At 71.6% G+C, this 11,952-nt stretch carries 9 protein-coding genes; 6 read left to right on the top strand and 3 right to left on the bottom strand.

What is annotated here, in order from left to right; all coding sequences use genetic code 11:
- Window positions 1–45 precede the first annotated feature (45 nt).
- Together ABZ117_RS19585 and ABZ117_RS19580 are read right to left on the bottom strand one after the other, a co-directional pair.
- Window positions 46–2,088, bottom strand: coding sequence for a TIM-barrel domain-containing protein (locus ABZ117_RS19585; RefSeq protein WP_356822369.1), 2,043 nt, complete (start codon window positions 2,086–2,088; stop codon window positions 46–48).
- A 451-nt stretch (window positions 2,089–2,539) separates the two neighbouring features.
- The gene (locus tag ABZ117_RS19580) at window positions 2,540–3,553 is read right to left on the bottom strand and encodes a LacI family DNA-binding transcriptional regulator (protein ID WP_356822367.1); all 1,014 of its coding nucleotides are present in this window, start codon (window positions 3,551–3,553) and stop codon (window positions 2,540–2,542) included.
- A gap of 324 nt (window positions 3,554–3,877) precedes the next feature.
- Between ABZ117_RS19580 and ABZ117_RS19575 the strand changes: the two genes are divergently transcribed.
- Window positions 3,878–5,815 carry an acyl-CoA dehydrogenase family protein gene (locus ABZ117_RS19575; RefSeq protein ID WP_356822365.1) on the top strand — a complete coding sequence of 646 codons (1,938 nt, stop codon included), beginning with the start codon at window positions 3,878–3,880 and terminating at the stop codon, window positions 5,813–5,815.
- Here the strand turns inward: ABZ117_RS19575 and ABZ117_RS19570 are convergent.
- Window positions 5,812–6,270 carry a lamin tail domain-containing protein gene (locus ABZ117_RS19570; RefSeq protein WP_356822363.1) on the bottom strand — a complete coding sequence of 153 codons (459 nt, stop codon included), beginning with the start codon at window positions 6,268–6,270 and terminating at the stop codon, window positions 5,812–5,814. The genes ABZ117_RS19575 and ABZ117_RS19570 overlap by 4 nt on opposite strands.
- 175 nt (window positions 6,271–6,445) lie before the next feature.
- Here ABZ117_RS19570 and dxr point away from each other — a divergent pair, with 175 nt between their 5' ends.
- From dxr to ABZ117_RS19545, 5 genes are all read left to right on the top strand, one after another.
- A complete protein-coding gene (gene dxr / locus ABZ117_RS19565) occupies window positions 6,446–7,717 on the top strand; it encodes a 1-deoxy-D-xylulose-5-phosphate reductoisomerase (RefSeq protein ID WP_356822361.1) in 1,272 nt (423 codons plus the stop codon).
- A complete protein-coding gene (locus ABZ117_RS19560; protein WP_356822359.1) occupies window positions 7,714–9,015 on the top strand; it encodes a site-2 protease family protein in 1,302 nt (433 codons plus the stop codon). Before dxr ends, ABZ117_RS19560 begins: the two co-directional genes overlap by 4 nt.
- 171 nt (window positions 9,016–9,186) lie before the next feature.
- Window positions 9,187–10,344, top strand: coding sequence for a flavodoxin-dependent (E)-4-hydroxy-3-methylbut-2-enyl-diphosphate synthase (gene ispG, locus ABZ117_RS19555; protein WP_356822357.1), 1,158 nt, complete (start codon window positions 9,187–9,189; stop codon window positions 10,342–10,344).
- Between the two features lie 100 nt (window positions 10,345–10,444).
- The gene (locus ABZ117_RS19550; protein WP_356822355.1) at window positions 10,445–11,293 is read left to right on the top strand and encodes a GNAT family N-acetyltransferase; all 849 of its coding nucleotides are present in this window, start codon (window positions 10,445–10,447) and stop codon (window positions 11,291–11,293) included.
- A gap of 20 nt (window positions 11,294–11,313) precedes the next feature.
- Window positions 11,314–11,844, top strand: a complete 531-nt coding sequence (locus ABZ117_RS19545; RefSeq protein WP_356822353.1) for a GNAT family N-acetyltransferase — start codon at window positions 11,314–11,316, stop codon at window positions 11,842–11,844.
- Window positions 11,845–11,952 lie beyond the last annotated feature (108 nt).

The following is an 11,952-nucleotide window of genomic DNA, read 5'->3' as shown; positions in this document are numbered from 1 at the left end:
GCCGTCGGGGCCGGCTCCCTCCCCAGGGGCCGGCCCCTTGCTGTCCTACTCCGCCACCGGCAGCCGCGCCCCGTCCCGCAGGAACAGCGGGATCCGGTCCAGTGGCGCGTCCACCGTCACGGCCGCACCACCCTCGTACGTCACACCGGTCCACGCGTCCGTCCAGCGCGCGCCCGCCGGGAGGTACGACGTCCGGGCCGTCGCCCCCGCCGTCAGCACCGGGGCGACGAGCAGGTCCCGGCCGAAGAGGTAGGCGTCGTCCACCCCCCAGGCCGCCTGGTCCGCCGGGAACTCGAGGAACAGCGGGCGCATCACCGGCAGGCCCTCCTCGTGCGCCTCCCGCATGACCGTCAGGATGTACGGCCTCAGCCGCTCGCGCAGCCGCAGGAAGCGCTCCAGGATCGCGCCGGCCTCCTCGCCGTAGGACCACACCTCGTTCGGGCCGCCCGTCATCTCCGGGCCCAGCGGCATGCCCGGGTCCCGGAAACCGTGCAGCCGCATCAGCGGGGACAGCGCGCCGAACTGGAACCAGCGGACCAGCACCTCCCGGTACGCCGGGTCGTCCGGGTCGCCGCCGTGGAAGCCGCCGATGTCGGTGTTCCACCACGGGATGCCGGACAGGGCGGTGTTCAGCCCGGCCGCTATCTGCCGGCGCAGGGTCGCGAAGTCCGTGCCGATGTCTCCGGACCACAGCGCGGCGCCGTAGCGCTGACTGCCCGCCCACGCCGAGCGGTTGAGGGTGATGACCTCCTGCTCGCCGGTCGCGCGCAGGCCCTCGTGGAAGGTGCGGGCGTTCTCGGCCGGATAGAGGTTGCCGACCTCCAGACCCGGGCCCGCCCAGTACCGCAGATTCTCCTGGAAGCCGGGCTTCAGCTCGGGCTCGCACGCGTCCAGCCAGAAGGCGGTGATGCCGTACGGGATCAGGTAGTTGTCACGGACGCGCGACCACACGAACTCCCGGGCCCCGGGATTCGTGGCGTCGTAGAACGCGACCTGGACGGTGGAGTCGACGCCCTTGTCCGGCCAGTCGGCGTGCGCGAGCGGCCCGTACTGCGTGCCGATGAAGTGGCCGCGCTGCTCCATCAGCTGGTGGTTCTCCGACAGCGGGGACACCGACGGCCAGACGGAGACGACCAGCTTGACGCCGAGTTCGTCCAGCTCCCGCACCATCGCCGCCGGGTCGGGCCACTCCTTCGGGTCGAACTTCCACTCGCCCAGGTGCGTCCAGTGGAAGAAGTCGCAGACGATCGCCGCGAGGGGCAGCCCACGGCGCTTGTACTCCCGGGCCACGGCGAGGAGTTCGTCCTGTGTGCGGTAGCGCAGTTTGCACTGCCAGAAGCCCGCCGCCCACTCGGGCAGCATCGGCGAACGCCCGGTCACCGCGGTGTAGGCGCGCTGTCCGTCGGCCGGCGTGCCCGCCGTGATCCAGTAGTCGATCTGCCGGGCGGAGTCCGCCACCCACCGGGTGCCGTTGCCTGCCAGCTCCACCCGGCCGATCGCCGGGTTGTTCCACAGCAGGGTGTAGCCACGGCTGGAGACCAGCACCGGCACGCTGACCTCGGCGTTGCGCTGCACCAGGTCCAGCACCAGGCCCTTCTGGTCGAGGCGGCCGTGCTGGTGCTGGCCCAGGCCGTACAGCTTCTCGCCCTCGTAGGCGGCGAACCGCTGCTCCAGCCGGTGGTGGCCGTTGCCGGCCGGCGTGTACAGGCGGGGGCCCGGCCACCAGAAGTGGGCGCGCTCCTCGGCGAGCAGCTCGGTACGGTCGTCGGTGCGCAGGAAACGGATCAGGCCCTCGGCGGACACCTCGACGGTGAGGGCGCCGACGGTCAGCCGTCCCACGCCGTCACCGGTGACGACCGTGCCGTCCCGGGCGGGCGGCGGTTCGAGAAGCGCCCCGGGCAGCCCCTGGAGCACCGGACCGCCGAGCCGGGCCCGCACCCGGACCGCGTCCGGACCCCACGGCTCGATCCGCACCGTCTCCTGACGGCCGCTCCACTCCAGCGCCCCGTCCCGTTCCCGGAGCGTGCCGACGGTGGGGGAGGACTGGGCGAGGCTGATCGCGCTCTGCGCGACGGCAGGCTGGTTCACGGCGGCTCCCGAGGAGAGGCGTGCGGACAGGTACGGGACAGGCGGGCGCGTCCCGCCGGCGCGGGGGGAAGCGGACCCGGCGCACCCGGACGTACCGCCGGCGGGGCGGTGGACCGGGCCCCGGTGGGGCGGACGACGGCGGGCCGGAAAACGGTGGGTCGGGACACGCCGGGAGGAGACGGCGGGCCGGGGAGCGGTAGGCGGGAAGTCGGCGGGCGGGGACGCGGTGGGTCGGGACAGCGGGGCAGAAGACGGTGGGCCGGACTCGGCGGGTCAGGACTCGGTCGGGCACAAGGCGGTGGGTCGGACTCGGCGGGTCAGGACTCGGTCGGGCAGAAGACGGTGGGCCGGAGTCAGGACTCGTCGGGCACAAGGGGTTGGGTCGGACTCGGCGGGTCCGGACACGGTCGGGGACGGTCGGCCGGGACCCGGTGGGTCAGGACCCGGTGGGTCAGGACACCGCGGGCGCCGGTCCCGAACTCGCCCGTACCGTCAGCTCGGGCGCGAGCAGCTCGACCTCGTCGCCGCCCCGCCCCTCCAGCTTGGCGACCAGGTGTTCCACGGCGTGCCGGCCCAGCTCCTGGGCGGGCACGGCGACCGAGGTCAGCCGCACCGAGGCCTGGACGGCGACCTGTTCCGGGCAGACCGCGACCACGGACACGTCCTCGGGCACGGCCCGGCCCTGCTGGCGCAGCAGCGCGAGCAGCGGTTCCACCGCCGACTCGTTCTGCACCACGAACCCGGTCGTCCGCGGCCGCTCGTCGAAGATCCGGGCCAGTGTGAGGGCCATCGCGTCGTAGCCGCCCTCGCAGGGCCGGTGCAGTACGCGCATCCCCGTCTCCCGGGCCCGGGAGCGCAGCCCGTCGAGCGTGCGCTCGGCGAAGCCGGTGTGCCGTTCGTAGACCGCCGGGGCCTCGCCGATGACTGCGATGTCACAGTGGCCGAGCCCGGCCAGGTGCTCCACACAGAGCGCGCCCGTCGCGCTCCAGTCGAGGTCCACGCAGGTCAGACCGGTGGTGTCGGCGGGCAGACCGATCAGCACCGACGGCTGGTCGGTTCCCCGCAGCAGCGGCAGCCGCTCGTCGTCCAGCTCCACGTCCATCAGGATCATGGCGTCGGCGAGCCCGCTGCCGGTCACCCGGCGCACCGCGTCGGGCCCCTCCTCACCGGTGAGCAGCAGGACGTCGTACCCGTGGGTGCGGGCCGTGGTGGCCACCGCGATGGCGATCTCCATCATCACCGGCACGTACATGTCGGTGCGCAGCGGGATCATCAGGGCGATGATGTTGGAACGGCTGCTCGCCAGGGCGCGGGCGCCCGCGTTCGGGTGGTACCCCAGTTCCCGGATGCTCTGCTCGACCCGATGCCGGGTGGTGGTGGAGATGGACCGCTTGCCGCTGAGGACATAGCTCACCGTGCTCGCCGATACTCCGGCGTGCTGGGCGACCTCGGCGAGGGTGACCATCCAGCTCTCCCAACCTGGTGAAGCGCTTCGACAGCGCGCGCTGCCGATACGACGAGTGAGGATGAGAAGGACACTAGCTCCAGCCGGGGTGGGGTGTCCAGAGGCAGTCGAAGCGCTTCGACAACTTTCCGGAGGCCTTCCGGCTGCCCCCCGTAGTCTCCCGTAGTTTCCCCGCCCCACCCCCCGTGGCCATCGGCGGGCCTTTCGGCCGTTCGGACGCGCGAGGGGTGGTGGGGCCGGTGCGTTTCGGGTACCAACGATCCAGTAGCACCGATCGGTCGTGAACCATCCCCCTCATCCCTTTTCGCGGCGAGGTGAGCCTCCATGTCCGCCCCCTCCACCCCACGCACCACCGTCACCGAGCGCGAGGCCCGACAGGTGGCGGAGGCCGCCCGGGAACAGGACTGGCGCAAGCCCAGCTTCGCCAAGGAACTCTTCCTCGGACGCTTCCGGCTCGACCTCATCCACCCCCACCCGCTCCCCGCCGACGAGTCCGTGCGGCGCGGCGAGGAGTTCCTGGCGAAGCTGCGCGCCTTCTGCGAGTCGGGCATCGACCCCGCCCGCATCGAGCGCGAGGCCCGCATCCCCGACGAGGTCGTGGCCGGCCTGAAGGAACTCGGCGCCCTCGGCATGAAGATCGACTCCCGCTACGGCGGTCTCGGCCTCAGCCAGCTCTACTACAACAAGGCCCTCGCCCTGGTCGGCTCCGTCAGCCCCGCCGTCGGCGCGCTCCTCTCCGCCCACCAGTCGATCGGCGTACCCCAGCCGGTGAAGATGTTCGGCACCCAGGAGCAGAAGGACGCCTTCCTGCCCCGCTGCGCGCGCACCGACATCTCCGCCTTCCTGCTCACCGAGCCGGACGTCGGCTCGGACCCGGCCCGGCTCGCCACCACGGCCGTGCCGGACGGCGACGACTACGTCCTCGACGGGGTGAAGCTGTGGACCACCAACGGGGTGGTCGCCGACCTGCTCGTGGTCATGGCGCGCGTGCCGAGGTCCGAGGGCCACAAGGGCGGCATCACCGCGTTCGTCGTGGAGGCCGCGTCCGAGGGCATCACCGTGGAGAACCGCAACGCCTTCATGGGTCTGCGCGGCATCGAGAACGGCGTCACCCGCTTCCACCGGGTCCGAGTCCCCGCCGCCCACCGCATCGGCCCCGAGGGCGCGGGACTCAAGATCGCCCTCACCACCCTCAACACCGGCCGGCTCTCGCTGCCCGCCATGTGCGCGGGCGCCGGGAAGTGGTGCCTGAAGATCGCCCGGCAATGGGCGGCGGAGCGCGAGCAGTGGGGCAAGCCGGTCGCGCTGCACGAAGCCGTCGGCTCCAAGATCAGCTTCATCGCGGCCACCACGTTCGCCCTCGAAGCCGTCCTCGACCTGTCGTCGCAGATGGCCGACGAGGACCGCAACGACATCCGCATCGAGGCCGCCCTCGCCAAGCTCTACGGCTCCGAGATGGCCTGGACGATGGCCGACGAACTGGTCCAGATCCGCGGCGGCCGGGGCTACGAGACGGCCGAGTCGCTGCGCGCGCGGGGCGAGCGCGCCGTCCCGGCCGAGCAGATCCTGCGCGACCTGCGCATCAACCGCATCTTCGAGGGCTCGACGGAGATCATGCACCTGCTGATCGCGAGGGAGGCCGTCGACGCGCACCTCTCGGTCGCCGGTGACCTCATCGACCCCGACAAGTCCCTGTCCGCCAAGGCGAGGGCGGGCGCGAGCGCGGGCGTCTTCTACGCCGGGTGGCTGCCGAAACTGGTCGCCGGCCCCGGCCAACTGCCCACGTCGTACGGCGACTTCCGGCACGGCATCGACCTCTCCGGGCACCTGAGGTACGTCGAGCGCACGGCCCGCAAACTGGCCCGCTCCACCTTCTACGCCATGGCGCGCTGGCAGGGCCGGATGGAGACCAAGCAGGGCTTCCTCGGCCGGATCGTGGACATCGGCGCGGAGCTGTTCGCGATGAGCGCGGCCTGTGTCCGGGCCGAGCGGCTGCGCACGCGGGGCGAGCACGGCCGCGAGGCCTACCAGCTCGCCGACGCCTTCTGCCGCCAGGCCCGCATCCGGGTGGACGAACTCTTCACCCGGCTGTGGACCAACACCGACGACCTGGACCGCAAGGTGGTCAAGCAGGTCCTCGGCGGAGCGTACGAGTGGCTGGAGGAGGGCATCCTCGACCCCTCGGGTGACGGCCCGTGGATCGCCGACGCCAGTCCGGGCGAGAGCCGTCACGAGAGCATGCGGAGGCCGTACGGCAGCTAGCAGTACGTGTCGCTCGGGTCCCGCGTCGTCCAGGAGCAGGAGTCGACCCTGGTGCCGCTCGCCCTGGTCAGCGTGGCCGTGTCCTTGTCGTTGTTCCAGACGTAGGCGCGGCGGTCCTGGTACTTGTCCGACGCGGTGTCCGAGCCGCTGCCCGTGTGGACCTTCAGGTACTTCCCGGCGCCGATTCTGACGCTCGGGAAGACGTACCTGTGGTTCGAGGCGTCCTTCAGGACCCAGCCCTTGAGGGAGACCGCGGATCCGCTGGTGTTCTTCAGCTGCACCCACTCGGCGTTCAGGCTCTTGTTGGAGCGGTTGTCCGAGCCCGGGCTGTCGAACCAGACGTGATGGATCCGCACGCCCCCGGCGGCCTCGGCCGGGGTGCTGAGCAGGGTGCCGGTGAGCACGGCGGCCCCGGCGAAGGCGGGCAGGGCGGCGCGCAGGTGCGCAGTACGCATGGAGATCCCCCCAGGATGTCGTCCGCGAAACAGTGTGAACTGAAGTGTTATCACACGATCTTCACCAGGACTTCACTTTCGGAGAACCCCCTCCCGCCGGCCGCGCGGGCCGCCGTGACACCCGTGCGAGGGACGCCCTGCCCGGCGCGGCTCGGCTTGCGGCCACAATGGGGGGATGACCGACAGTCCCGCCCATCCGGCGCCCCTCGCCGACCCGCACCTCGTGTACGACCCCGTCACCGGGGACGGCCCCAAGGACGTGGTGATCCTCGGTTCCACCGGATCCATCGGCACCCAGGCCATCGACCTCGTGCTGCGCAACCCCGACCGCTTCCGGGTCACCGGCCTGTCCGCGAACGGCGGCCGGATCGCCCTCCTCGCCGAGCAGGCGCACCGGCTGCGGGTACGGACCGTGGCGGTCGCCCGCGAGGACGTCGTACCCGCGCTGCGCGAGGCGCTCGCCGCCGAGTACGGCGCCGCGGAGCCGCTGCCCGAGATCCTCGCCGGTGCCGACGCGGCCACCCTGCTCGCCGCCTCCGACTGCCACACCGTGCTGAACGGCATCACCGGCTCCATCGGCCTCGCCCCCACCCTCGCCGCCCTGGAGGCGGGCCGCACCCTGGCGCTCGCCAACAAGGAGTCGCTGATCGTCGGCGGCCCGCTGGTCAGGGCGCTCGCCGAGCCGGGCCAGATCATCCCGGTCGACTCCGAGCACGCGGCCCTCTTCCAGGCCCTCGCCGCCGGCACCCGCGCCGACGTCCGCAAGCTCGTCGTCACCGCGTCCGGCGGCCCCTTCCGCGGCCGGAGCAGGGCGGACCTGGCGCACGTCACCGTGGCGGACGCCCTCGCCCACCCCACCTGGGCGATGGGCCCGGTGATCACGGTCAACTCCGCGACCCTCGTCAACAAGGGGCTGGAGGTCATCGAGGCGCACCTGCTGTACGACATTTCCTTCGACCGCATTGAGGTCGTCGTGCACCCGCAGTCGTATGTCCACTCGATGGTCGAGTTCACCGATGGATCCACGATCGCCCAGGCGACGCCCCCCGACATGCGCGGGCCGATCGCCATCGGCCTGGGCTGGCCCGAACGCGTTCCCGACGCGGCCCCCGCCTTCTCCTGGAGCGAGGCCTCCACCTGGGAGTTCTTCCCCCTGGACAACGAGGCCTTCCCCTCGGTGGACCTCGCCCGGCACGTGGGGCGGCTCGCGGGCACCGCCCCGGCGGTGTTCAATGCCGCCAACGAGGAGTGCGTCGCCGCCTTCCTGGACGGCGCGCTGCCCTTCAACGGCATCATGGAGACCGTGACGCGGGTGGTCGAGGAGCACGGCACCCCGCTCGCGGGAACCTCGCTCACCGTGTCGGACGTCCTCGAAGCGGAGACCTGGGCGCGGGCCCGGGCCCGCGAACTCACAGCCACGACGGCGACCGCGGAGGCGCGTGCATGACGACCTTGATGTTCATCCTCGGCATAGTGGTCTTCGCCGTCGGCCTGCTCGTCTCGATCGCCTGGCACGAGCTGGGGCACCTGTCCACGGCCAAGCTCTTCGGCATCCGCGTCCCGCAGTACATGGTGGGGTTCGGCCCCACCATCTGGTCGCGCAAGAAGGGCGACACCGAGTACGGCATCAAGGCCGTCCCGCTCGGCGGCTACATCCGCATGATCGGCATGTTCCCGCCCGACGGCCAGGGCCGGGTCTCCGCCCGCTCCACCTCGCCGTGGCGGGGCATGATCGAGGACGCCCGCTCGGCGGCCTTCGAGGAACTCCAGCCGGGTGACGAGACGCGCATGTTCTACACGCGCAGGCCGTGGAAGCGCGTCATCGTCATGTTCGCGGGCCCCTTCATGAACCTGGTGCTCGCGATCGCCCTGTTCCTCACGGTGCTGATGGGCTTCGGCATCCAGCAGCAGACCACCACCGTCGCCTCCGTCTCGGCCTGCGTCATCGAACAGAGCCAGCACCGCGACACCTGCAAGAAGTCCGACCCCGAGTCCCCGGCGGCGCGGGCCGGCATGAAGGCGGGCGACAGGATCATCTCCTTCGGCGGCGTGCCCACCAAGGACTGGAACACGCTCTCGGACCTCATCCGGGACAGCGCCGGCAAGGACGTCGCGATCGTCGTCGACCGCAAGGGGCAGCGCCTGACCCTGCACGCGAAGATCACCGAGAACCGGGTCGCCAGGAAGGACGCCGCCGGCAACTACGTCGACGGCTACGTCAAGGCCGGCTTCCTCGGCTTCGGCTCCGCGACCGGCGTCGTCAAGCAGGACTTCGGCGAGTCCGTGACCTGGATGGGCGACCGGGTCGGCGACGCCGTCGACTCCCTCGTCGCCCTGCCCGGCAAGATCCCGGCCCTGTGGGACGCGGCCTTCGGCGACGGCCCGCGCGAACCGGACTCCCCGATGGGCATCGTCGGCGCGGCCCGGGTCACCGGCGAGATCGCCACCCTGGACATCCCCGCCTCGCAGCAGCTGGCCATGTTCGTGTTCGTGCTCGCCGGCTTCAACCTCTCCCTGTTCCTGTTCAACATGCTCCCGCTGCTCCCGCTCGACGGCGGGCACATCGCGGGCGCCCTGTGGGAGTCGCTGCGGCGCAACCTGGCCCGGGTGCTGCGCCGGCCCGACCCCGGCCCGTTCGACGTCGCCAAGCTGATGCCGGTGGCGTACGTGGTGGCCGGGATCTTCGTCTGCTTCACCGTCCTGGTCCTCATCGCCGACGTGGTCAACCCGGTGAAGATCACCTAGCCGGGCGGCCTTCGGGGGCGGCCCGGGACACGACCGTTCCCGGGCCGCCCCGAACGGGTGCCATTGCCGGGTGGGATGTGCCCGCGCCCGGGCCGGTGCCGTAATCTCGAAGCCCGGGACCCGCGGTTCACGGGACCGGACCTTGATCCACGACTTGGGGTTGCACAGCAGATGACTGCGATTTCTCTCGGCATGCCGTCCGTTCCGACCAAGCTCGCCGAACGCCGCAGGAGCCGGCAGATCCAGGTCGGAAGCGTGGCGGTCGGCGGAGACGCACCCGTATCGGTCCAGTCGATGACCACGACGCGTACGTCCGACATCGGCGCCACCCTCCAGCAGATCGCCGAACTGACCGCGTCCGGCTGCCAGATCGTCCGCGTCGCCTGCCCCACCCAGGACGACGCCGACGCCCTCGCGACCATCGCCCGCAAGTCGCAGATCCCGGTCATCGCGGACATCCACTTCCAGCCCAAGTACGTCTTCGCCGCCATCGAGGCGGGCTGCGCCGCCGTCCGCGTCAACCCGGGCAACATCAAGCAGTTCGACGACAAGGTCAAGGAGATCGCCAAGGCCGCCACGGAGCACGGCACCCCGATCCGCATCGGGGTCAACGCCGGCTCCCTCGACCGCCGCCTGCTCCAGAAGTACGGCAAGGCGACCCCCGAGGCCCTGGTCGAGTCGGCCCTGTGGGAGGCGTCCCTCTTCGAGGAGCACGGCTTCCGCGACATCAAGATCTCCGTCAAGCACAACGACCCGGTCGTCATGATCGAGGCGTACCGCCAGCTCGCCGAGCAGTGCGACTACCCCCTCCACCTCGGCGTCACCGAGGCCGGCCCCGCCTTCCAGGGCACCATCAAGTCGGCCGTGGCCTTCGGTGCCCTCCTCTCCCAGGGCATCGGCGACACCATCCGCGTCTCCCTCTCAGCGCCGCCCGTCGAGGAGGTCAAGGTCGGCATCCAGATCCTGGAGTCGCTGAACCTGCGCCAGCGCGGCCTGGAGATCGTCTCCTGCCCGTCCTGCGGCCGCGCCCAGGTCGATGTGTACAAGCTCGCCGAAGAGGTCACCGCCGGCCTCACCGGCATGGAGGTCCCGCTGCGCGTCGCCGTCATGGGCTGCGTCGTCAACGGCCCCGGCGAGGCCCGCGAGGCCGACCTCGGCGTCGCCTCCGGCAACGGCAAGGGCCAGATCTTCGTCAAGGGCGAGGTCATCAAGACCGTCCCCGAGTCCAAGATCGTGGAAACCCTCATCGAGGAGGCCATGAAGCTGGCCGCCGAGATGGAGGCCGACGGCACCGCCTCCGGCGAACCGTCGGTGTCCGTGACGGGCTGATACCGGCCGGCCGCGGGCCACCGGCCGGGAGCCGCACCGCACAAGCGGCGCGGCTATAGTGCGGAGATCAGCAGAACCCAGCCAGGGTGAGGCCCCGCACGTGTTGACCCAGACCACCTCACGGGTGCTCGAACCGAGCGACCTGGACGCCGCGCTCGCCGTCCTCGACCGCGAGCCGGTCGCCAACGCCTTCGTGGCCTCCCGGGTCCAGGTCGCCGGCCTCGACCCCTGGCGCCTCGGCGGCGAGATGTGGGGCTGGTACGAGGACGGCATGCTCACGTCCCTGTGCTACGCGGGCGCCAACCTCGTCCCCCTCTGCGCCACCCCCCGCGCCGTCCGCGCCTTCGCCGACCGCGCCCGGCGGGCCGGCCGCCGCTGCTCCTCCATCGTCGGCCCCGCCGACGCCACCGCCGAGCTGTGGCGGCTGCTGGAGCCGCACTGGGGCCCGGCCCGCGAGGTCCGCGCCCACCAGCCGCTGATGGTCACCGACCGCATGCCGGCCTCCGTCGCCCCCGACCCGCACGTCCGCCGCGTCCGCAAGGACGAGATGGAGACGATCATGCCGGCGTGCGTGGCGATGTTCACCGAGGAGGTCGGCGTCTCCCCGATGGCCGGCGACGGCGGCCTGCTCTACCAGGCACGCGTGGCCGAGCTGGTCGGCGCCGGCCGCTCCTTCGCCCGCGTCGACGGCAGCGGGCGGGTCGTGTTCAAGGCGGAGATCGGCGCGGCCACCCACCACGCCTGCCAGATCCAGGGCGTCTGGGTGGCACCCGAGTACCGGGGCAGGAACCTGGCCGCCCCCGGCATGGCGGCGGTCCTGCGCTACGCCCTGGCCGACATCGCCCCCGTCGCCAGTCTCTACGTGAACGACTACAACACCGCGGCCCGCCGGACGTACCACCGCGTGGGCTTCCACGAGGTCGGCGCCTTCATGAGTGTGCTGTTCTGAACCCCCTGTACGCTCCCCGCATGGACCCCGTGATCGGCACCCTGGACCTCACAGCCCACGTCGACGAGGCCCTGGCGGTCCAGGCCCTCGCCTTCGGGCTGGGCCCCGACGAGGTCGCCGTACGCCGCCAGATCGTCCTGCGCCACATGCAGTACGAGGGCGCCCGGGCCTACGGCGCGAGAGCCGGCGGTCTGCTCGTCGGATTCGTGTACGGCATGCCCAACAGCCGCATCCACTGGTGGTCCACCGTCGTGGAGCCCTACCTGCGCGCCAACGGCAACCAGGCCTGGCTGGACGACTCCTTCGTCATCACCGAGCTCCACGTCCACCCCGACCACCAGAACCACGGCATCGGCCGCCAGCTGATCACCACGATCACTGACAGCGCCGCGCAACCCCGCTCGATCCTCTCCGCGATCGACACCGACAGCCCCGCCCGCGGCCTCTACCACTCCCTCGGCTACACCGACCTGGCCCGCCAGGTCCACTTCCCGAGCGCGACGAGACCGTACGCCGTCATGGGCGCCCCCCTGCCCCTGCGCCGGCGTTAACCGATTTCCACCGGCACAGGCGGCCCGGCTAACCTCCTGTGCCAGCACCCTTCCCCACTCCCGGCCCCGCCCGAGTGGGGGACCCCCATCCGGCAGGAGTACGAGAAC

Origin of the sequence: Streptomyces sp. NPDC006309 (assembly GCF_040613095.1) — a bacterium.
Classification (GTDB): Bacteria; Actinomycetota; Actinomycetes; order Streptomycetales; family Streptomycetaceae; genus Streptomyces.
This window is presented reverse-complemented; position numbering and strand designations above follow the sequence as displayed.

Coding starts and splice junctions, on each gene's coding strand:
- ABZ117_RS19580 (WP_356822367.1), bottom strand. CDS start 3,553: ATGGTCACCCTCGCCGAGGTCGCCCAGCACGCCGGAGTATCGGCGAGC.
- ABZ117_RS19575 (WP_356822365.1), top strand. CDS start 3,878: ATGTCCGCCCCCTCCACCCCACGCACCACCGTCACCGAGCGCGAGGCC.
- ABZ117_RS19570 (WP_356822363.1), bottom strand. CDS start 6,270: ATGCGTACTGCGCACCTGCGCGCCGCCCTGCCCGCCTTCGCCGGGGCC.
- dxr (WP_356822361.1), top strand. CDS start 6,446: ATGACCGACAGTCCCGCCCATCCGGCGCCCCTCGCCGACCCGCACCTC.
- ABZ117_RS19560 (WP_356822359.1), top strand. CDS start 7,714: ATGACGACCTTGATGTTCATCCTCGGCATAGTGGTCTTCGCCGTCGGC.
- ispG (WP_356822357.1), top strand. CDS start 9,187: ATGACTGCGATTTCTCTCGGCATGCCGTCCGTTCCGACCAAGCTCGCC.
- ABZ117_RS19545 (WP_356822353.1), top strand. CDS start 11,314: ATGGACCCCGTGATCGGCACCCTGGACCTCACAGCCCACGTCGACGAG.